This window comes from Cellulosilyticum lentocellum DSM 5427, from assembly GCF_000178835.2.
Classification (GTDB): domain Bacteria; phylum Bacillota; class Clostridia; order Lachnospirales; family Cellulosilyticaceae; genus Cellulosilyticum; species Cellulosilyticum lentocellum.
The window spans coordinates 1,008,291-1,031,585 of record NC_015275.1 but is presented as its reverse complement, the minus strand read 5'-3'; the positions used below and the strand labels follow the sequence as shown (position 1 = coordinate 1,031,585).

Below are 23,295 nucleotides of genomic sequence, written 5' to 3'. Positions count from 1 at the left end.
CCCCTATTCAAACATTTTCTTATAGATTTTAAGCTGCTTTTCGTCCTTGTTTTGCTCTATTTCATAAATCAAACCTGCTTTTTTAAGTTCATCTATAGGAATCAAACATATTTCATCCTTAGCTATTACCTCTAGATAAACTATTTTACTTGGATCGATAATATAATCTATGACCCTTATAGACCTGTCATTTTCCTCTGTGTCTACTATTTCTCCTTCTTCACACAAAAGAATTTGTGCCTCCTCATAAGCCTCTCTGTCCATATTATCTTTCGAAATAACATAGCATTTCTTGGTTTTATTGTCATAGCAAATCATTTTATCTCCCACATAATTATTGTATGGGTCATCAATAAAACAAGGAATATAGTAGGTCTTGCCATCAGTAAAAGCGTACCGTTCATACCTTAGCTCCTTTATTTCATCCTCTGTAAAATCATCTATTTTGGACCCCTCCATTATTTTATAATAACTTGGTCTTGTATAAGCATAGTCCTCTTTATCCCCAATCAATATTACCTTGGTAGGTATGGATACCTCTTGTTTTGCTACTTTTTCTATATTTGTTTGAAGCTTAGCCTCTATTAGGTAACTATTTACAAAATTCAATTTGGCATTTATTTCATTGCTAAAGGCATCTTCTATAATGGTTGTCTGCATCTTGATCTGAGAACCACATAGTGCACCTTTTATAAAACAACTTATTCTTTCAATCATGTGCTTTTCTTTGGCATAGCTTATGATCTCATCCATTTCTGACTTCATTTCCCCATTATAAAAAGCATCTACATTATCATAAGTTTTATCTATGTATTCTCCTGTTTTTTCATCATACTTAGATATTGTTAAGTCACTATATGCTATTTTAATATACTCTTTTGCAAGGGGCTCTATATTATTTAACACCTTGTTTGCTGTCTTCTCAAAAAATTCTCCAAATGTCTTATAATCCATTTCAAAGTTATATGTATCCTTTACTTTTGTTAATGGCACTTGGATTTGTATAAGGTCTGTAAGAGGCTTATATTCTTGGGAGCTTGTCATCTCTTCTGGACTTATCATCTCCTTTAAATCAAATGGATACGCAATGTATGGTTCAGGGGCCTGATGATATCCACCTGATGGATATACATAAACTAGAAGTTCTTTATTAACATATGCTAGTCCTTCCTTCAAATAGATTTCAATAGGTACCTTCTTCTCGTTTTGTGCAAAGTAGCCCTTTACATATGCTTCCCCATTACTTTGATTGAAGTAGCCATCTACTTCATACTTAATAGTTGTTACTTCTATTTGACTTTCTTCAAATAGGTCGTCAAAACCTCCGTATAATATATTACTGTTTGAAGTGTCTTCTTTCGTTGTAATCTCCCCACTTGAATGAATCTTCATGACTTCCCATGTGAGCACTTTAGTTAAATCATCAAATAAGGCTTTTTGCTCTGGTGTAGATGATGAAAAAATAAGTAAAGCACTTAATAATATCCCCCATATACTAGACATAGTTTCCCCCTTTATTTTACTTGTTTTTATTATATCAAATTTTAAAAATATTCATACTTATATTTCAAAAAAAATAAGCCTAAGCATCACTTAGACCTATTCTTAACTCCTATACTATTTTGAATTCTTCTATAGTGTAATTGCAGCGCCTTTTTAAGATTTCCAAATACGATTCATAATAGCTAAATGCTCTTTTTCAGGGACTACATGATCACTCAAATAAGTACCTGTAATAACACCTATCACTAATGCACTTAGTTCTTTTTTAGTACCTGGTAAAGTAATCTCACCTCTAGCCTTAGCTTTTTCACACATTTCTTCAAAAAGCTTGCCTAAGGTTAATTCATTATAATAAGGGTACTCTTCTTCCTTGATGCCATTAAAAAAATAAACAAACTCAGCATCAATAAGTTTCATTTCATTAGCTTCTTCACCTACGGTTAATAAGAAGTTAATATAGCTGCTAGTGAACTCAGTATATTGCTTTTCTTCTAAAAACCACTGGTAAACTTCTTTTAGCTTGTCTTCAAAAGCCATATCCTCTTTCCACTGCTTCATACGAAGTGCAATTTTAACTGTAAAAATTCTAATGAAGTAGTGAAAAATATGCTCTTTCGTTGAAAAGTAATTAAAGAATGTACCTCTTGAAATCTGTGCCTTTTGACAAATCTCATCAACTGTAATCTCAGAAAACTCCTTTTGTTTCAAAAGGTTAGCTGCTGTTTTTAATATAGTGGTTCTAGTTTTAACATAGTTAATTTTCCTTAGTGAAAAATTCTCTAATGATTGATACATCATAATAAATATATCTCCTCTCAAATTTTACATTTTATATTCTTCTAAAGTATGGTCCATTTTGAGGTTCTTATACATTTTTGCAAAAAAAATTATTAAAAATAATATCATTTTTTAGTTTTCTTTTATAAAGTTTGATGTTTACATTCTATTAGTATATAATGTTAGAAGATTTATGGTTATTTTTTTGAAAGGGGCCCTAAATGCAAAAAAAATATTTATCTTTCTTACTTTGCTTTATTATTTTTTCGAATTCATTATTTGCATCAGCTCTACCTGATATTAGTGCCGATGGTGCAATTCTTATAGAACCTAAAACCAATACCATTATTTATTCTAAAAATATGTATCAAACCTTTTATCCTGCTAGTACCACTAAAATTCTCACTGCTCTTGCAGTACTTCAGGATTTACCTACAGATATGATTATTACTAAAACACAAACTGCTGCAGATGAGGTTCCTGCTGATAGTAGTCAAATTGGTTTAAAGGTAGGTGATCAATATACTGTTTTAGATGGTTTGTATGCTGTACTTATGGCTTCAGATAATTATGTTTGTTATGATCTTGCTTTAGCAGATAAGGGGAATATCTCTACTTTTGCTAAGCGAATGAATGGGTTAGCTATTGACAGTAATGCTCTATTCTCCCATTTTATTAACCCTCATGGCTATCACGATCCTGATCACTATACGACACCTTATGATTTATCCCAAATTGCTAAGGCAGCTTTTGATGACCCTATTTTAACTAAAATTGCTGGAACGAGCAGCTACAATTTTAAAGTAGCTAATAGTGATGTGGTCATTCCCCTTACACATACCTCTGCTTTATTAGATAAAAATAGCCCTTACTATAATTCTCATGTAGTGGCTTCAAAGACTGGCTATCACACACCTGCAGGGCGTACTTTAGTGGCAAAGGCTGTTTATGATAATATTGAACTCATTGGTGTGGTTATGAGAACCGATGCGCCTAATCAGTTTGAGGATATGAATAAACTCTTTGAGTATGGTGCTAGTAACTTTACTTTATCTACTCATGTAAAGGGCTTCGACTATCTTACTAACCATACGTATTCTAACTGGGCAAAGCCCTATGTAACTCAGGCATTACAAGAAGGTTGGATTACTAATACCACTCATAACTACCTCTCTCCTATTACAAAACGTGAATTTGTGACTTTACTCAAGAGTGCTACCCCTACAAGCTACAATTCACTTTTAGAAAATATAATTCAGTTTAATGGTTCTTCTATTTACAAAGAAAACCTTAAAACTACCAGGGGTGAAGCCGCCAAAGTCCTTTATCAATTTTTAAGCCAATTAGATTTAGCTAATATCTTACCTTCAAAAACTATTGTTGATCTAGACCAAACCACTGATTCCTATGCAAAAGCTATTCAATTTTGTGTAGATATAGGTATTATGAGTATTAATGAAAATGGTTATTTTGGTCCTAACGAACCTTTATCTTATGAAAACGCCCTATGTATTGTTTCAAAAGTTAATGCTATTATTAATCGCTATGATTCCTATGGTTTACCAGTATCTTAATAGCAACTAGTTAGAAACCATGATAACTATTCAGTCTTACCTCATAACGACATGTGCTATTCATTAATATAAAAATTAATATGTTATCGTATAAAAGAGAAGTGATTGGCACTGTCCTTTAATCGTATAATCATCTCTAGCTAAATAGAATAAAAAAGCTGTAGACATTGTTAGTGCCTACAGCTTTTTACTTTATTGTCTATTTATTGTACATCTTGGAGGGCCTCATATCCTTCTTCACCTGTACGAACCTTGATAACATTTTCTACATCATAAACAAAAATCTTACCATCTCCAATATGTCCTGTGTATAATACCCGTTTAGCTTCTTCAACCACTGTACTTACTGGAATTTTACATACTACAATGTCTACTTGGATTTTAGGAAGTAAGTTAATTTCCAAAGGTACACCACGATAATATTCAGTAGCACCTTTTTGCATACCACATCCTAATACATGATTAACTGTCATTCCTGTTATACCAATAGTATTCATGGCTGCTTTTAAAGCTTCAAATTGACTTTCTTTAGTTATAATTCTAATTTGAGTCATTTTTACATCAGAGCCTACTTCTGTAGGTTTTAATGCACGCTCTACAGGAACAGCCACCTCAGGACTAACTTTCGCTTTGTCTTTTGTTGCAGCAACTTCTCCCATAGCCCCCCCATTCATAGTATAAAAATCTGCATAAGCACTAACTAGACCATGTTCTGGTAAATCTAGACCACTAATCTCTTCTTCTGGTGCTACTCTTAAACCAACTGTGTGTTTTAAAACCAAAAATACAATCGTCATGGTAATGGCTACCCAGAAAAAGACTGATACAACGCCTAATAATTGAATACCTAAAAATTTAGCGCCATGTCCGTAAAAAAGTCCTTCTGAAGTAGAGAAAAGCCCTGTCAAAATAGTTCCTACTGCACCACAACAGCCATGAACCCCAATGGCACCAACAGGATCATCAATCTTTAATACCTTATCAATAAACTCAATACCAAAAACTACGACAAAGCCTGCAATAATACCAATAAAGAATGCCCCCATAGGATCTACCACATCACATCCTGCTGTAATAGCTACAAGCCCTGCTAAAGAACCATTTAATGTCATGGATACATCCGGTTTTTTATAACGAATCCAAGTAATAATCATAGTTGTTACTGTTGCTACTGCTGCTGCTAAGTTAGTAGTTGTAAAAATAGATCCCATAGCCATAAGTGCTTCATCACCTTCTGCACTCACCGTAGACCCACCATTAAATCCAAACCAGCAGAACCAAAGAATGAAAACTCCTAATGCCCCAAGGGTAATACTATGCCCTGGTATTGCCTTAGCTGTACCATCTTTAGCGTACTTACCTATTCGTGGTCCTAATATCTTAGCACCAACAAGTGCTGCAACACCTCCCACCATATGAACTGCTGTAGATCCAGCAAAATCATGGAAACCTAATTGTGACAGCCAACCCCCACCCCAAATCCAATGACCAGATATAGGGTAAATAACTGCACTAATGACTGCACTGTAAATACAGTATGAAATAAATTTCGTTCTCTCTGCCATGGCACCAGATACAATCGTTGCTGCTGTGGCACAAAAAACGGTTTGGAAAATAAAAAATACATACTTAGGGATACCTTCTGGTAGAACCGAAGCATAATCCCCCATACTAAATAGGTCAATTCCCCCCACAAGGGCACTACTTCCGGCAAACATTAATCCAAAGCCAAATAGCCAATAAATGGGTGTACCAATGGCAAAGTCCATTAAATTCTTCATAATAATGTTTCCTGCATTTTTAGCTCTTGTAAAACCTGTTTCAACCATAGCGAATCCTGCTTGCATAAAAAATACTAATGCTGCTGCTACTAATACCCAAATGACACTTACTGATGAATACATACTCATTTCCCCCTTATATCGAATCTATTTTCTTATTAATTCTTCCTTCACTCCCTTGTAGTTTTCTAGTAAGTGAATGCTTGTTACTTTCTTGCCTATTGTGAGTGATTTAAAGAAAAATAAAAAAGGCGCTATAGATTTTTCATCTATAGCGCCTTTGCTATTACTTATTAATATAACACTTTTATCTGTTAATGGGTGTTAAGATTTCGTTAAGGTACTGTTAAGACACCATTAAGATGCCTAACCCAATTGATGATTGATTTTGCCTATTAGCCTTTTAGTGGCACCCCATCTGCATCTAAATCTAGTTGCCCACATAAAATTAAAATACCATCAATAAATCCCCAAATATATCCGATTCCAAACAAAGGTAGGGTACATAACTGGCCTACTGCTACTCCTGTGTAACCCAAATAAAATCTTCCCACTCCAAATCCACCTAAAAAAAGTTGAAGTAACCCAGCGATTAATCTAGACTTTTGATGTTCATAAACTTCTTCCTCTAAAACTTCCTTTTCATGACCACTCATTTCATTTTGAAGGCTTACTTTGTTTAAATAATCTTGCTGGAATATTTTATTAATTCCTTCTTGCTCATTCATTAAGTCCTCTTGCATTTGTTCTTGTGACCTATTGCCTACTTCATTTATTCCTTGTTCTGCTTGGCATATAGGACAAACCTTTACTCGTTCCCCTAGCTCTTGCCCACAATTTTTACATTTCATAGGTTTTCCTCTCTTTTCCTATCTCATATTACTTTCATTTTACCATGATTGGTTTTATCTTTTCAATGTTAGTACCACTATTATTCTAGTTTTAAAAATTGTATATCCTCTATACATATGTTAAAATATTCTAAATAATCTTTTACAAATTACTCATACAAGGTAGGTTATTATTATGTCAAATCCAAATCGTAAACAATGGAATAAACCTTATCTTCCCATTAGAAACCTGATTCTATGGGGTTGGGATAATAATCATAATCCTAGCTTCTTAGTGCTCTATGGGGAACATCAGTATGAAACTACTAGCTCACCTGCGGCTACTTCTACCATCTCCTCCGACAAAACAGGATTTCTCGGTTCTTTATTCAAATCTTTATTTAGCTCCTCTGCCACTCAGAACCCTGATCCACCTAAGGCTATTATCCCGACTCAATCCTCTTTTCTAGACGAACAAGTGACTTATACTCACTATGCTATTTTTAAAGGCCATGAAGGTCACTTACCTAGCTTTGAGGCTTTAAAAATACTTACTGAGAATGAGCAGAAAAAAATGTATTATAAAAAAGGTGTATCTTATGACTGGCGTTACCATACAGATGCTAATAGCCTTGTAGAAAGTTTTAAGCCACTAGAGGCTCCTACAACTTTCACTTACTTTAATCCACCACCTTATGAATACTATGTGGTGCAGTTAGAAAAACAAGGGTTAGTATTTTCTAATTTCACCTTAGCTAAGCACCCTAATGATTTTCTAAAACTTTCAGGTGATACCTTTAAATATTATTCTGAGATGTCCCAAATCCTTTCCCATCCGCTTTTGTATATGAGAAAAAAATATTTAAATGCGTTGCTTGATCAAAATCCACCTGCTGAGCTTTTACAATTGCTATTTAAAATTGGGAACTCCGAGCTTATTTCAGGACTTTGCCTAGAACTTGCAAAACGTAAAAATCCTATCTTAATAGAAGAAACCAAGGAACTTCTTAAAAATCCTATTAACTTTGAAAGTACAAGCTACAGTCAAGGTGTTTTGCGTTGTGCTAATATTTATGTTCACACATTAGATCCTAAGTTAAAACAAGCACGCCTCCAAACTATTTATAAGATGCTGCCTGATGCAGATTTGCATTTAATCAATATTCAAGGCAAACCAGTTGCTGAAGGTAAACGTTTCTCTGGTGCTCAATATCATACATTTGCTAATCAAGGTGTTTTTAAGAAAGATTACTGGACATATGACCGGGAGCTTCGTACCTCTATTAAAAGGACTTATCCCGCCTTTTATAAAGTAGGCCCTTATACCGATGGCTATGATCTTAATATTTTAGCTTTTAAAAATACACTTCAAGAAGCCATTTCCTATGACTTAGCTGATGTAGTTGGGAAATTAGCCTATTACCTAGATGCACCTAGACTTAGATATTACTTTAAAGGCTCAGGTAAAACAAAAGCTTATAACTATCTTATTGGAAGTGTAAGGCGCACCTTAGATGATTATGCTAAAAACCAACCTGACTTATTTATAGCTGCTATGAAATCCTTACTGCCTAGCTATACCTGTGATGATTATCTTTGTAGATTCCCTGGTAATTTTCAGTTTAACTATTTTATTCGCCGTTACCTTTATCATGACTTCACTGAAAAGCCACCTACCAATTGGCGCAATAGATATAGTTGGTTTAGTGAAGATCAGCTGATGAAACTAAATGGACGTTATGAAATGATGAAGGAGCTATGGGATCAGCACTTAGAAGATGTCCTTTACATTGCTAGTCATGCACAAATTCCTTCTATTCAGAAAGCCTGTTACTACATCATAAAAGAATCTCCTACTACAACTGAGCTAGTAACCACTCTTTCTCATCAGCAGCTTATTCTTCTTAGCCAGTCAGCTTTTTTACCTTTGGCAGAATTATTTATGCAGTATTTAAATGAAAGACTTAATGCTTGTACCACTTGTGAACCAAAGTTGCTGCTAGCTTTAATGGATACATCTAACGAAAAAATCAAAGCGCTTGCACTTCAATATATATCACAAATTAACGGCTCTTTCTCTCCTCTTTTGCTAACAGAATGTATTTTATTAGAACACGCTGATGGCTGGTTAGAGACCCTTCAAGGTGAGCTAATGGCATTAGATATGAATCAGTATGCAGATTTCATCGTCGCTTTAACCGAAAAGCTCATTACTTTTAAAGACGAAACACCAAAGCTTACAAGCGAACTTGAAGAACTCCTTCTGCTATCAGCTCACAAGCTAGAAAGCTTATCTTTCGAAAAAGCCAGCTATGTTATGATGCATATAAGAAATGTACTTAGTCAGGTACCAAAGCTTTCTTCTAGCTTCTTAAATTATTTTGAATGCCTCCTTTTCTCCTTTAATGAAGATACCTTAGAAGTACTTCTTAAAGGTGACGGAAATCTAGAAACCGCCTTGCCTGTAGCTCAGCGTCAAAAGCATCTATTAGCTTTATTAACCGCTATTAAGGAGCAAACCTTACCTTCTGATGCAGCATTCAAGCTCATTTTAGAAGAAGGTAATCCCCCTATGATAAAAACCTTACTTACTTTATTAGAAAAATTACAAAGCACCTTACCGCAGAGACCTACGCTTTTACTTCTTATGCTGGAGTCTGACGTGGTCGTACTTAATGATTTAGCTACTAGTGTATTTGAAGCCTTGCCTCAAGAAGCTTCTGTATTACCACATCAGCTTATCATTGATTCGCCTCTGCCTAAGGTCTATAACTATGGACTTTTAAATTTAGATAAGCTGTATGGTGATTTTATTCCTAAGACTTTTATCCTTCAGCTTTTAGAACATCCTAGTAGTGAAGTCAAAGCTTATATCAGTCATAAAATAGATGCTATTCTAGAGGACTTAAGTACAGAAAATGCTGAGACCTTCATGTATTATGTAAAAACCCTTTTGCTACTACCTAATAAGATTTCAAAAAGTAAAGATATCATCTACAAGCTGCTTCCTTCATTTGTTTTACAAAATCCTAGTTTTAAGGAAGTCGTTGAAGCCGAACTTTTAGCCATTGGTGGTTCAAATATTAAACGAGACAGTGAGCGTGCATTAATGAGTCTCGCCCAAATCAGAAAGGAGTTCTCAGCTTATGAAAGTTAATTATGATTATGCAAGTCCTTCTCTTTGCACCCAAGAAAATAATCAAACAACTCTAGGCCTTAGTCCTGATCTTTCAAGAAGTGAGCAAGTTTCCTTTTTAGGACGTTTAAAGCACCCTCTCATTTTTCGTGATGCTATGCTTATGCTTAGACAAATTGTTATTTCAGATGCAAGGCCCGCTAAAAAAGAGCGTGTAGAATTTTTTGACTGGTTAGATAGAGAAATTGAACGCCGTGTTGTATTACATGACCAATATGCCCCTCAGTTAAGAGCTTCTCTTTCTCAAGATATTGATGAAACCATAGAAGCACTTGGTTCAAAAGATGATGAAATTGCTAAATTACTAGAGGTAAAAGCTGCTTTAAAGAAAGAAATTGATGCTTCTGATACTTGGAAAGACTACTATAAGCTAGAACGTAGCTTTTGGCAATATATCAAAAACAAGGATTTAGACCTCTGGTTTGTTTTAGATCCTGTTATTACAGTTCATGAAGATCAAGTATCTTTCGAGGCTTTTTCTTTAGATGAATCTATTTATGGTATCTTATCCATAGACAAAGAGGAATTTGAACTCTTAGCACCTCCTAAGCTGGGCACTACCAATATTGACTTTTCTTACAAACTTGCTCAGGAAATGGAACGCTTTCGAACCTATAATGATGTAGTTCTTTCTGTTAATCCTGGTGGCTTTACTGTAGCTAGCGGTGTCCTACCTGAACATTTAGAAAAGAAAATTGACTTACCTGAAACTTGGATTAAAGGCTTTAATCAGGTCTCTGCAGCTGCTAGCTTAGATGGTTTAGAACTAGACTTATCACCTATTGATTTTTATGACATTTGTAGCTTTTTGAAAAGACATAAAGCTCATAAAAGTCCTCGTTATATGAAATGGGTTTTGACACCTAATAAGCCTATTGAAATTGTCTTTGAACCTTTTAAAACAGTTCTTACTTTACAAACCTATTATACTGGAAGCAAAAAACGCGAGGAAAAGATTTGGGGCAGACGCCGTTTTCTGGTGGCCGAAAAATTAATTCCTTTAGCCAAAAGCTTTAAAGTGAAACTTCTGGGCTTTGGTATGCCTCAGTTTATTACAGCTGACTTAGGTACTATGAAACTTACAATCGGTTTATCCTCTTGGTCTAGTAATGATTGGGTCAAAGGGACAGCCTTTAATGTTATGGCAGGTTTTATTGGTGAAGGTAATTATCCAAAAATCTACAAGCTTTTAAAAGAAAAGCGTGCCTTAAGCTTTGATCAAATCTATCACTTGATTCCGGAAGACTCTAAATCGCTTTGCAAAGCTGGCATTGGTAGCCTCTTAAAACGTGGTGAGGGCTACTTTGACTTAGTCCATGGTCTTATTCGTTTTAGACAGCTTTGTAATACACCTATTCCTCTAGCCTTATATGAGACAACACCTATTGAAACAAAGGTACAAAATCATTTAAATGAAGGAATGGATTATTTTACGGCTCAGCTTAATCCAGAACAAATCTTTACTTTTACCCATCATCTTCAAATGCCTAATGAAAAATATCACCGCTGGAATTTTAGAAATACCCCTGACTATGAAAGAGAATTTGATTTAACGGATACAACTCTTTCTATTAATAATGATGGTGAGATTTGCATGGTAAACTGCAACTGTAGAGTTTTCCAAAAAGGTCCTAGAAATATCTCTGCGCCTTGTGCTCATATTCTTGCTTTATATATGATGTCCTCAAAATTTTTAAAGCTAGATTTAGAATATCATAAGGTTTATAAAATAAATGATATTATGGAGACGTTATTATGATAGATCAAACACATTCACAAAATCAAAGACAAAGTTATCGAAGTGAAGTAAGTCAAAAAGGTAAAAAGGAATTTACTTTATTAAAAATGCAGGAATACGGCTTTTGGCCTAAAAATTTACCTACACCATATGAAAAGCAAAAAGCTGAAACTAAAGAAGATTATGAAAAGCGAAAAGCACTATTAAAAGAATACGACAAGCTTAGTAATGACCTGGCCAATCTTTATGGAGAAAAAGAGGCCATTAATCTTAAGCTTCAGGAATTAAAAAAGAAATATACTGCCACCTGGGATTATGAAAAAATCCGCCAAGACATTGCCAAAACTATTATGGCAGAGTCAATAGCTAGACGAGCTGAGCGTAAAAAAGAACGCGAAGTAGCCCAAGCTGAAAAATCAGCCGCTTGGCAAAAAGCAAAAACTGAAAACATTGTTTTTATCGGTAAAGGTTACTCTAGTGGTCTGCAAGACAAATTGACCCATACTAGCAAATTAGAAAGTTTAGGTCTCCCCCTTATCGAAACAGATCATCAGTTAGCTAGTTTTCTGGGACTTACCTATACAGAGCTAAGATTCCTTACTTATCATCGTGATGTGGTCACCTCTGACCATTACTATCGCTATGAAATACCTAAGAAAAAAGGCGGATTTCGCCAAATAGCTGCCCCTAAGCCCCTTTTAAAACAGGTTCAAAGAAAAATTCTAGTAGAAATACTAGAAAAATTACCTATTGCTGAAGAAGCTCATGGGTTTATTAAAAATCGCTCTGTTGTTTCTAGTGCCGAGGCCCACATAAAAGCGCCTACATTATTGATTACCATGGACCTAGAAAACTTCTTTCCTACCCTTACCTTTGAGCGAGTAAGAGGTATGTATAAAAGCTTTGGCTACTCAGGTTATATCGCTTCTTTACTAGCTATGCTTTGCACCTATTGTGAGCGCATGACTATTGAAGTAAGTGGAACTACTAAATATGTAAAAACTTCACCTCGCATACTTCCTCAAGGCTCTCCTGCAAGCCCTATGATTACCAATATTATTTGTAAAAATCTAGACCATCGTTTAAAGGGCCTATCAGCTACCTATCAGCTGACCTATTCTAGATATGCTGATGATATGAGCTTTAGCTATAACGAAGCTGAGGAAAATCTTAAGTTAGGGCAGTTTCTAGGATTAGTAAGTCTCATTGTAGAAGATGAAGGGTTTCATATTAAAGCTTCAAAAACGAAAATACTTCGTCCTCATAACAGGCAATGTTTAACAGGCATCGTTATTAATAATGAAGAAATAGGCGTTCCTAAAAAGTGGGTCAAAAATCTTCGTGCTGCCATTCATCACGCCAAACTCCTTAACCAAACAGGTCAGCCTATTCCTACTTCGTTATCACAAGAAATTCAAGGTAAAACCTCTTGGCTTAAAAGTGTCAATCCTGAACGCTACAAAACTATTATTGAAGCTGGTTTAAGTGTAATAGCTCATTTCTAACACTATATCATTTTTCTTACATTACACGTTAAATAATTATACACTTTTTACAATTATTATTGAATTCCATCACTTTTCATGTTATAGTTTTACTATCCAAATTGTGTACTATAAATTTCTTGGCCTTTATGCTACGGTGTTTCGCCGTGGTGCGTCATATAGCTTACATACTTCACTAGGCTCTGCGCAATTCGCTACGCTGCCACTACTGTGCACATTTAAAACCTATCCTGCGGTTATGTGACAGTAGTGGCGCTACGCTGAAGTGTCATAACCTAATCATTGGCTTGTTAGCAAGAAATTTATAGATCAATGCCTAGCGGCACAAAAAGAAGTGTCATACAACTCACATCCACAAGTTGTATGACACTTCTTTTTGTAAAATTTTATATTATTTTTCGAACTATAACCTTCATTAACTACCTAACTTTATTTTTGAGGGGCTTCAATCTTTTCTATCCCACCCATATATGGACGAAGTGCTTCCGGAATAATAACAGAACCATCTGCTTGTTGGAAGTTCTCTAAGATTGCTGCTGTAGTACGTCCAACTGCAAGACCACTACCATTTAAAGTATGAACAAATCTTGCTTTATCTTCTTTGTTATCTTTGAATTTGATATTAGCTCTTCTTGCTTGGAAATCTTCAAAGTCAGAACAGCTTGAAATCTCTACATAACGACCATAGCTTGGCATCCAAACTTCAATATCGTACGTCATAGCTGAACTAAAACCTAAATCTCCTGTACAAAGTCTAACTACTCTATATGGAAGACCAAGTGTTTTTAAGATATCTTCAGCATCATTTGTTAGTTTTTCAAGTTCATCATAAGAATCTTCTGGCTTTGTGAATTTAACCATTTCTACTTTATTGAATTGGTGTTGACGAATGATTCCTCTTGTATCACGACCTGCTGAACCAGCTTCTGCTCTAAAGCAAGGTGTGTACGCACAGTGTTTAATCACTAAGTCTTTACCATCTAAAATTTGATCTCTATACATATTGGTTACTGGTACTTCAGCTGTTGGAATAAGGAAGTAATCTGTATCTACTACTTTAAAAGCGTCTTCTTCAAACTTAGGAAGCTGACCTGTACCTGTCATACTTGCGCGATTAACCATAAGTGGTGGAAATACCTCTGTATAACCATGCTTATCTACATGCATATCAAGCATAAAGTTCATAATCGCGCGTTCAAGTCTAGCACCAAGCCCTTTATAAAATACAAAACGAGAACCTGTTACTTTAGCTGCTTTTTCAAAGTCAAGAATATCTAAGTTTTCACCAAGATCCCAGTGTGCTTTGATTTCAAAGTCAAAGTTTCTTGGCTCTCCTATTTTACGCATTTCAAAGTTTTCTGTATCATCTTTACCAACTGGCACAAGTGGATTAGGAAGGTTTGGAAGTCTCATAACAATATTTGAGATTTTCTCATCAATTTCCTTTACTTCTGCGTCTAATACTTTTACTTCATCAGAAAGCTGTTTCATTTCTGCAAAGATTGCAGTTGTATCTTCCCCTGCTTTTTTCATAGCTGGAATTTGTTTAGATACTGCATTTTGTCTACTTTTGTGAGCTTCTACTTCTTGAAGAAGGGTTCTTCTTTTTACATCTAACTCTGTAAATTCATCTAAATTGTAGTTACCACTTCTCTTAGCAAGTGCTGCTTTAACGCCTTCTAAGTCTTCACGTAATAATTTGATATCTAACATTTTCTTCACCTCATGAAAGTATAATATATAGTCTTACGCTTCACAAAACTGGCTCCGACTACTATAGAACCATACGCTAAATAGAATTTTTATCCAATAAAAAACGTCCTTCTATTCAACGTTTTGTGAATAAAAAGGACGAGACTCTCCCGTGGTGCCACCTTCATTTATTAATAACCGAAGTTATTAACCTCCAACGCTGCTATAAAGGGCTGCTCCCTCTGATTCATCACCAGTAGCTCCAAAAGCGGACCGCCAAAGTCTATTTACTAGTTCTCACCAACCACTAGTTCTCTGAAAAATACATCTTAAGCTTTTCTTTTATCATCGCTATTATTTTATAAGATTTGCATCTATTATAAAATAGAATACTAAAGATTACAATAGTTATTTATGATTTTACTAGGCATTCATCACTTATGATCTTTCTAAACTTTTTAACAATGCTAATACACGCTCACCTTGCTTAATACTCTGCATTTGAATAAAGGTATTGGCTTGAGACAGAATCTCTAGTCTAGCATACTCCATCATTGCTTTTGCCATATCCACATCTCTAATGCGGCTTTCTGCAGCCGTTAAATTCTCTGCTTGATTTTCTAGGTTATTAATGGTGTGCTCTAAGCGATTTTGATACGCTCCTAATTTTGATCTAGTTTTAGAGGTTCTGTTGACAGCTTCATCAATCACATCAATGGCATTTTGTGCATCTCCTGCTGTTGCTATGCTTAACCCATTAATTCCCAAAGCATTCGTTGTCATACTACCTATTTCTAACTCCATAATCTGCCCTTTATTTGCTCCCACTTGCAGTGTAATACGTGAATTATTATCTGTACCATTATTATTGGTAGTTCCATCAAGCAATGACATCTTATTAAACTCAGTGTTTTTAGAGATATTCCCTATTTCCTTAAGTAATTCATCTACTTCAAATTGCATATTATTTCTTTCTTCATCCGTATAAGTACCATTAGCAGATTGAACAGCTAGTTCCCTTATTCTATTTAATATGCTATGCACTTCATTCGTAGCACCTTCAGCTGTTTGAATTAATGAAATACCATCTTGGGCATTACGACTTGCTTGATTGAGTCCTCTAATTTGAGCTCTCATTCTTTCGGATATAGCTAAGCCAGCTGCATCATCAGCTGCTGAATTAATTCTAAGTCCACTTGATAACTGTGTCATGACTTTCATTTGCTGAGCCGAAATTTGCTTACCATATCTAAAAGCCCGTAGTGCAGCTATATTATGATTAATAATCATCCCTATCTCCCCCAATTCTCTTATAAGGACTTTCTTTACTAAGTCATGTTTTTATACTCATTAGTTAGTCTATATTATTATTATCGGCATTTCAGCTAAAAACATAACGGAATAATTAGATTTTTATCTCTTTTCTTTATCTCTTGAAAATATCATGGACAACATTAGAATTTTCATCACTGCTATCACAACTATAGAACTTTGCATCTATAGATACTTTTTCATTTCATTAGAAGTACTTAGTAGTACTTCAGCAATAGCTTTGGTTTGCTTTGTACGTGCTTTATTTTTCTCAGTTGTTAAATTTGTTTCTTCTACACCTGCCATCGTTTCTTCACTAACCGCCGAGATTTCATGTATGCTATTAACAATTTGTTGGTTAGACTCAAAAACCTCTTCTACTTTATTAGATACAAGCTTGATATTATCATTAACCTGACTCATATTTCCAATTGTTTCTTTAAATATCTTTTCGGTATCTTTAATACTTTCATTCTGCTTTTCATTAGTTTGTCTAAAGTTCATCATCATTTTCACAGACTCATTTGCCATCTCTTGTAACTCATTTACAATCTGAGTAATATTTCTTGTTAATTCACCACTTTGTGTTGCTAGATTTCTTACTTCATTAGCCACTACAGCAAAACCTTTACCAGCTTCTCCAACACGAGCACTTTCAATAGTTGCATTAAGAGAAAGAATATTAGTTTGTTCAGATATAGACGTTATATTTTTGGTAAGACGTTGAATCTCTATAACCTTTTCGTTTAAATTAATCATTGACTTATATACATTATCACTATTTTCATTTAAAAGGTCTGTTTGACTCCCTAACTCGTCAACTATGCTTACTCCTTTGTTCATAGATTCGATGGTATCCTCTGAAATCTGTCTCATACATTCTGAGGCTGTTTTGGTTTCTTCAATCATATCCCCTATTTTACTGGTAAGCTCTGTTTGACTTTGAATATTGCCTACGGTATTAACAACCCCTTTAGAAATATCACTTACTGCATTATTTATAATATCACTAGATAACTCTAGTTCTGAAACAATATCATAAACATCCTTTGCATTTGTATCTAACACTCTCGCTGTTGTTAACACTTCTTTTAATAATTCTTGCTGTTTGTCGGCACCTTCTTGAATATGATACGTCTGACTATCATTAAGAAGTATAGCAATTTTGGTACCTAGCATAACTGTAATACAAACAGCACTAATGGATATGACCTGCATAAATAAATCTCTAAAACTTGCTTGGTCTACAATAGGATGAAGTACTCCCGAAACTATCACATAAATCAAATTACATAAAATAGTACTGATTCCTATGATCTTAATCAGCTTATAATCGTAGTATAAATAATAAATAACGATTAAAGGGATGATATATGTATAAAGCATTTTCATGTTACAAGTAAACATGGTGATTGTATACATAATAAAGAAACTACTGAAATTAATCCACCTTAAAGATTGATTCTCCGGATTTTGCTTATACTTAAAGATAGATAGACTCATGCTTAAGAAAATTGATCCCCATACTAACGTCGTATATATAGGATTAATATCCTTTATGATTCCTAACACACCAAATGCAATTAATCCTTCTAATATAGCTAAATTAACTAGTACTATTTTATTAACACTTTTTCTACTTTCTGCATAATCCATCGTTGCATTATGTAATAATGTTACCTTCTTAACTTCATCATTAATTTGCTCCATCTCATGTTCTTCCTTTCATCCAATTTATAGTATCTTTCTTACTCTTTTCTATTTTATTGTCCTGCATAAACATCTTTTATGAATGTTTGTACTTCATTCCATGCCTTCTTTCCTTCAGGTACTACTTGCCATGCCATTTGAAAAACATGAAACATTCCATTATAAGTGGTTTCTTGCACCTTAACTCCAGCTGCTTCTGCTTTTTTTGCTACATCTATAGCATCATCATAAAGTATTTCATGCGTCCCTACTTGTACAAGTAAAGGTGGAAAATCTTTATAATCACCATAAACAGGAGATATATAAGGATCCTTTATATCATGCTCCCCTACATAGTCAGGATTACTAATTTGAAGAGCTATGCCTTGTAAACCTTGTCCAAGACACGGATCTTTATCATAATTGTCAGTTCGTGAAGGTGAGGTATTCTCTAGATTAGCCCAAGGTGACATCACAATCACTGCTTTAGGTAAAGGTACTTCATCATCTCTTAAATAAAGAGTAGTTGCTAATGCTAATCCACCTCCTGCTGAATCACCTGCAATTATAATATTTTCATTACTATAGCCTTGCTCCATTAACCATTTATATGCTGCAACTGCATCCTCGAGTGCTGCTGGATAAATATCCTTAGGTGCTACTCTATAATCAATAGTAACTACATCACAATCTTCATTAGCTTGTGAGTATTTAATAGCTATATCTCGATAAGAATTAATTAAAGGCATAACATAAGCACCACCGTGTAGTTGCAAGATCACTCTTTGACTATTACTCTCTTCTTTAGAAAGCTTTTCTATAGGCAAACTTCCTAGATTCGTTTTTTCTACAACATAACCACTTGGTGCGCTCCAATCGGCTTCATTCATATAGTTTGCATTAGCAGCACTTTTTGCTGCTACCAATTCTCTCAAAAGTGCCCCTGATAAACTTACTTGTTTTGTTAACTGGAAATCGACAATTATAAGAGCAATGATTGACACCCAAAGCAAAAAAAACTTTACCCCTTTCCATACTACTTTGCTACGTATAATAATTGAGCCTATAATAATGAGACCTAGCCCTATCCAACCCCCTATATTATTTTCACAGATTAACATGGCATAGCTAGACAATGCCACTAGTATCATTATGCCTATAATATATATAATCCAACTTATTCCCCATTTATTTTCTTTTTTCATCCCAAATATCCTCGAATCTTTTAAATTTTCTAACTTTTATATCGACATTTCATTCGTTCCATATTATAGGTTGACTATGTATTAATTACATATTTTATTTTTAAATCCAATCTTAACTATTTTTTTATTATGATATTTTATTTTCAAAATATGTATATAAATAAAATTCACGGGCAATAATACTATCGTACCAAGTGTGAGGTACATCGCTAAATCCCCCCTCAGCCTAGGTTTCTCCCCCTGAAACCTAGGTCCTTTTTATGCCATTGATTATCAAAGGACACAATGACTATATATAGTATTTTGTAACCTATTCGTGAACTACTGTATCTATTTATGTGTGTCTTATTGTAATTATATGAATCTACTTAACAGTAAAAACACTTAAGGGCTAAGACCTATTAACATGAATAATTATAAAAAACCAAACAGCGTGCAACCCCATATGCTAAAGTTGCACGCTATAAATATGCTTGGTATTAATATACTTATTATTTTAGAGTATAGTATATTTCAACTGACTCACTATCAGATTGGCCCCATCCTTTTCTGAAATGTAGATACACATTATCATTTAAATTCTCTAATTCATAATATTGAACAACCTGAGTACTTTGGCCGTTTCTAACCTCTGTCATGCTTTCATTAGGATAGTTGTCATCAATTGTTATTGTAGATTTTAACTCTCTATCTGATTGATATGCTTTGCATAGAACAGACATTCCATAGCTATCATACTCTGAAGTATTATTAGTATATTCCATTACAAACATAGCTATTTTTTTATCATCCTTTGTTCCATATTGGAGTTCTTTAATCTGTATTGTATATTCATCATTTAAATGTATTAGTTTATTTTCATCAATATAATTTGCCGATTCTTTATCAGATGAAGCAATAGAATTACCAGTGGTTTGCTTAGCTTTCTCACTGATATTAAAATTTGGTGCTATTATTGCATACGCTACAGCACCAGCACAAATACATATGAGCAATACAGTTGTGATTATCCATTTTTTCATATTGGCCCCCTAGTATATTTCTAAATATTAAATATATTCTATACCACTTGTTTACTATATGCAAATAAAAAAGGCTACATTATCTGTAGCCTAAACTAATATTAATATAATTATTCCAACTATAATCTATCATTTAATTAGCTATCTTATTTACAAAAAAATAGACCATGTTGCCATGATCTAAAGAAAAATATACACCTAGGTCTACTGCCTGGGGATGGCAATAGACAACTCGCTTTGAGGGATTTTATTGAATACATGATTATTATAGAACAAATGTTCGATATTGTAAAGGGCAATTTGTCACTTTATGAAATAAAATAGAACTAAGTTTTCACCTAGCTCTACCAAACTATCTTTTTATTTACTCTAGATTTTGTCTAAAAATAATATAATTACTTTCACCTATTAAATATTTTAACTCTTGCTTTTTTCTATAAAATGCACTATCTATAAATTCTGGAGATATGTAAATTATAAAAAGTGTTATTTCTTGTACTAGCTTCAATATATTTTTTATAAGCCTACATATTTGCTTATTATTCATTTCATCAGTTTTTATAATATCATCATAATATTCTAGCACTGATAGCCCTGCATTTATATTGCTATGTACATATTCACAGCATTTCCCATATTCACCTTCTATAAAATTAATAAATTCTATTGTCTGTTCCGAGTTACCATACTGACTTCTAAGTTTAGCAAAAAGGTTTCTTACTCCTGTATTATCATTATCCGGTAACTCTAATATAACTCTAATAAAATTTTCAATAAAAGAACGATATATATTATAAAAATTTCGTCTAGAATTTTGAGTTAAGCAATGCATTAATATTAGGATATCATATATCATAAATTTATTATAATGATTGGATTGACCGTTTAAAAATAGGGTCTTTAAAAATAAAATACGTTTTACTATTCCTGTAAGATTTTGTTCGTTTTTTAAATTCTTATATGTATTTAGCATTTGCATATATGTATGTATTTCTTTTTTTATATCTGTACATGAATCATATTTACTTAACATTTTTATAACCCTTTAAGCCATGTTTCAAGCTTATCATTTTCATTCTTAGTCTTATTTTTTGTCTTCCTACCCTGTATTTTATTCTCCTCATGGTTAATATTATCTACACCATCATTATTGTTTAATATAAAATAACCTTGTATTCTATTACAAATAGCAGTCATTTCTTGATATTCTATTGAATATATTTTTCTACTTATTTTTGCAACCATTAATGTTCTAGATTTTGTAACATATAGAGGATATTTTTCTTTAAAAATATCCTCTATAAATTCACATACATTTTTATTTTTAGGAAATATTTGTTTAGAATATACCAAAACACTAACTACTCCTATTAGGTCTGATATATCTGTACTATTATTATTTAATTTGTCTAATAATTTAACACATGTGTTTTTATTTTCTAAATTTGAAATATCAATCATGGCTCTTTATCCTTTCTATGAATTCGTTACATAAATTACTGATATCTTGTCTTGACTTTTTATACTTAGATGATATATTTCCTTGAAGACCAACTAATAAGTCATTTACATAAGAAGTACTACAGTTAAATAAGCCTATATCTCCCACTATTGTATTTTCTTCAAATTTCTTTCTTAATGAGTCACTTTTTACAGTAGAGTCTTTTAACATAGTGTAAACTATTCCTAATGGCTTTATTAATAAATCTTCTTCGTATGAAATTCTATCTATAACTTGTTTCAATAGCTTTATACCTAATATGGAATATCTATCTATTCTGTTTGGAACTAAGTAAAAGTCTGATGCAATTAATGCTGCATCTGTATATAGTGATATTGTGGGTGGGCAATCAATAAAAATATAGTCATATTTTTGTGTTAAGTTATTTTCGTTTATAAATTTCTTTACTCTTCTAGCTTTAGTACCATCTTTACTGTTATCTTCGAAAATCAAATCAATAGTCCCTGGAATTATATCAATATTATCGTCTAAATTAATTATTACTTCTTCTGTCTTAGGTAACTTAGGCTTCTCAGATAATTTGGTAGGTGCTTCAAAAAGTCTTTTTACAGTAATATTCTTTTTAGTATACTCGGTAAGATATTGGTCTTCTAAATCAAATTCATTCATGAGTGATTGGGTAGTATTAAATTGTGGGTCTAGGTCTATAAATAGTATATGGTTATCTAAATTATGTGCTAGATATTCCCCAATACCTATACACAATGTGGTCTTACCTACACCACCCTTCATATTTATAAATGATACTACTTTTCCCATAAAATCATCCCCTAATAATATATATTTAATAAATTTCAAACTATTACTTTATTTATAATCAATATTAACATATATGATATTTTTTTTCACTAATATTCAATTTATTGTGTCGAATTTAATTATTTGATTTAATAAAATTCACAATTGATTGCGTATGCTTTCAAAACAAATCTACGTTTTAGGCATAAAAAAGAAGGGTAAGGCTTTTGGCCCTACCCTAGTTTACTATACTTAATTATTAAATCTCTTACATGATTAGCATTGTACTGCTTATACTCCCACAGGAGCTTATCTGAGATTATCTTATCCTTAACCAACCTATCTATGCCACCCATGTTCTTTAATAGACCTGGAACGTATTCTAGTTTAAATTTAGTCACATCATCCCATGCACTAAGAACTGATATAATGTTTCGCTTGTATAATATCTCGGCAGCTTTCTTTAATTCTGTATCTTCTGTACCCATATTAACTTTTACATCTTGTTTTAACTGTAACCATGCTCCACTATGCTCTACATAATACTTAGGACATAGCTTCTTAGTTACATCATAGTGCCTTATAATCGCTGTGGTAGGCTCTAAACTGTAGCGCTTGCATAAGTCTGCTAGTAAGTTAATAAGGCTCTTGTAGGTTATTTCTGAGAACTTACCTTGCCAATCAGGATGGCATACCTCTATACCTATAGAATAGCTATTAGCATTGTTAGCATGATAAGCAATTTCGCTTTCTGGCACACACTGGATGATTTCTCCTTGAAGTCCTATGATGTAGTGTGAACTAGCAAAAGACTTTCTCTCTTTTAGGCTCTCGAAATAATTCCTATTTGCTATTGCTGTAGAATTTGCATTACCTACCCAATGTACTACTATGTTTTTAACCTGCTTTAATTTAGTACCTGGTCTACTGTATTGATTAACTGTTAGTAGTTTTTGTTGTATCTCCATCCTTATTGCCCTCCTCTACTCGCTTAGCGTCTATAAATCCTTCAGACAGGATGTAAGCGATTAATGTTCCACCACCCATAACAATAGTTGTAACTTGCTCTACAGTGAGCGTAGGTACATTAAAAGCCACTAGAATAGATGTAATAAATCCCACTAAGGCTATCCAAAACTTCCTACTACTAAGTTTCTGTTTCCAATTAATATTTTTCATATTTCATCACCCTTTCTTTTTCTTAATACTGCC

General features: G+C 33.6%; 18 protein-coding genes and 1 other annotated feature. Of the genes, 4 read left to right on the top strand and 14 right to left on the bottom strand.

The features are described from left to right. Positions 1-3: 3 nt before the first annotated feature. Both CLOLE_RS04465 and CLOLE_RS04460 read right to left on the bottom strand, forming a co-directional pair. The gene (locus CLOLE_RS04465; protein ID WP_013655891.1) at positions 4-1,503 is read right to left on the bottom strand and encodes a hypothetical protein; all 1,500 of its coding nucleotides are present in this window, start codon (positions 1,501-1,503) and stop codon (positions 4-6) included. Between the two features lie 153 nt (positions 1,504-1,656). Next, positions 1,657-2,301 (bottom strand): TetR/AcrR family transcriptional regulator, encoded by a 645-nt coding sequence (locus CLOLE_RS04460; protein ID WP_013655890.1) that lies wholly within the window; start codon positions 2,299-2,301, stop codon positions 1,657-1,659. A gap of 200 nt (positions 2,302-2,501) precedes the next feature. Between CLOLE_RS04460 and CLOLE_RS04455 the strand changes: the two genes are divergently transcribed. Next, positions 2,502-3,854, top strand: coding sequence for an S-layer homology domain-containing protein (locus tag CLOLE_RS04455; protein ID WP_013655889.1), 1,353 nt, complete (start codon positions 2,502-2,504; stop codon positions 3,852-3,854). A 203-nt stretch (positions 3,855-4,057) separates the two neighbouring features. Here the strand turns inward: CLOLE_RS04455 and CLOLE_RS04450 are convergent, their stop codons facing one another. Both CLOLE_RS04450 and CLOLE_RS21625 read right to left on the bottom strand, forming a co-directional pair. Further along, positions 4,058-5,764, bottom strand: a complete 1,707-nt coding sequence (locus CLOLE_RS04450; protein WP_173362376.1) for an ammonium transporter — start codon at positions 5,762-5,764, stop codon at positions 4,058-4,060. A gap of 266 nt (positions 5,765-6,030) precedes the next feature. Beyond that, on the bottom strand, positions 6,031-6,486 hold the full coding sequence (locus tag CLOLE_RS21625) for a TM2 domain-containing protein (RefSeq protein WP_013655887.1): 456 nt from the start codon (positions 6,484-6,486) through the stop codon (positions 6,031-6,033). A 175-nt stretch (positions 6,487-6,661) separates the two neighbouring features. On the opposite strand from CLOLE_RS21625, the gene CLOLE_RS04440 reads away from it, so the two are divergent. Genes CLOLE_RS04440 through CLOLE_RS04430 form a run of 3 tightly spaced genes read left to right on the top strand, consistent with a single transcriptional unit; the run spans position 6,662 to position 12,904 of the window. Continuing rightward, positions 6,662-9,622 (top strand): hypothetical protein, encoded by a 2,961-nt coding sequence (locus CLOLE_RS04440; RefSeq protein ID WP_013655886.1) that lies wholly within the window; start codon positions 6,662-6,664, stop codon positions 9,620-9,622. Continuing rightward, positions 9,612-11,420, top strand: a complete 1,809-nt coding sequence (locus CLOLE_RS04435; RefSeq protein ID WP_013655885.1) for an SWIM zinc finger family protein — start codon at positions 9,612-9,614, stop codon at positions 11,418-11,420. The genes CLOLE_RS04440 and CLOLE_RS04435 overlap by 11 nt, the downstream gene beginning before the upstream one ends. Beyond that, complete coding sequence (locus tag CLOLE_RS04430) at positions 11,417-12,904, top strand: reverse transcriptase domain-containing protein (protein WP_013655884.1); 1,488 nt, start codon at positions 11,417-11,419, stop codon at positions 12,902-12,904. Before CLOLE_RS04435 ends, CLOLE_RS04430 begins: the two co-directional genes overlap by 4 nt. A 429-nt stretch (positions 12,905-13,333) precedes the next feature. Here the strand turns inward: CLOLE_RS04430 and serS are convergent, their stop codons facing one another. From serS to CLOLE_RS04380, 10 genes are all read right to left on the bottom strand, one after another. Further along, positions 13,334-14,617 (bottom strand): serine--tRNA ligase, encoded by a 1,284-nt coding sequence (serS, locus tag CLOLE_RS04425; RefSeq protein ID WP_013655883.1) that lies wholly within the window; start codon positions 14,615-14,617, stop codon positions 13,334-13,336. Between the two features lie 131 nt (positions 14,618-14,748). Next, positions 14,749-14,954: a binding site (T-box leader), on the bottom strand. Positions 14,955-15,034: 80 nt separating this feature from the next. Beyond that, the gene (locus CLOLE_RS04420) at positions 15,035-15,886 is read right to left on the bottom strand and encodes a flagellin N-terminal helical domain-containing protein (RefSeq protein WP_013655882.1); all 852 of its coding nucleotides are present in this window, start codon (positions 15,884-15,886) and stop codon (positions 15,035-15,037) included. 207 nt (positions 15,887-16,093) lie between these two features. Next, positions 16,094-17,617, bottom strand: a complete 1,524-nt coding sequence (locus tag CLOLE_RS04415; protein WP_013655881.1) for a methyl-accepting chemotaxis protein — start codon at positions 17,615-17,617, stop codon at positions 16,094-16,096. 53 nt (positions 17,618-17,670) lie between these two features. Beyond that, complete coding sequence (locus CLOLE_RS04410) at positions 17,671-18,801, bottom strand: alpha/beta hydrolase (protein WP_013655880.1); 1,131 nt, start codon at positions 18,799-18,801, stop codon at positions 17,671-17,673. A gap of 491 nt (positions 18,802-19,292) precedes the next feature. After that, complete coding sequence (locus tag CLOLE_RS04405; protein WP_013655879.1) at positions 19,293-19,823, bottom strand: DUF5067 domain-containing protein; 531 nt, start codon at positions 19,821-19,823, stop codon at positions 19,293-19,295. 364 nt (positions 19,824-20,187) lie between these two features. Beyond that, a complete protein-coding gene (locus tag CLOLE_RS04400; protein ID WP_013655878.1) occupies positions 20,188-20,856 on the bottom strand; it encodes a hypothetical protein in 669 nt (222 codons plus the stop codon). A 2-nt stretch (positions 20,857-20,858) separates the two neighbouring features. After that, the gene (locus CLOLE_RS04395; protein ID WP_013655877.1) at positions 20,859-21,284 is read right to left on the bottom strand and encodes a hypothetical protein; all 426 of its coding nucleotides are present in this window, start codon (positions 21,282-21,284) and stop codon (positions 20,859-20,861) included. After that, complete coding sequence (locus CLOLE_RS04390; RefSeq protein WP_013655876.1) at positions 21,277-22,104, bottom strand: ParA family protein; 828 nt, start codon at positions 22,102-22,104, stop codon at positions 21,277-21,279. Before CLOLE_RS04390 ends, CLOLE_RS04395 begins: the two co-directional genes overlap by 8 nt. 212 nt (positions 22,105-22,316) lie before the next feature. Then, a complete protein-coding gene (locus CLOLE_RS21620; RefSeq protein ID WP_013655875.1) occupies positions 22,317-23,051 on the bottom strand; it encodes a peptidoglycan recognition protein family protein in 735 nt (244 codons plus the stop codon). Then, complete coding sequence (locus CLOLE_RS04380; RefSeq protein ID WP_013655874.1) at positions 23,020-23,262, bottom strand: phage holin family protein; 243 nt, start codon at positions 23,260-23,262, stop codon at positions 23,020-23,022. The genes CLOLE_RS21620 and CLOLE_RS04380 overlap by 32 nt, the downstream gene beginning before the upstream one ends. Positions 23,263-23,295: the final 33 nt, after the last annotated feature.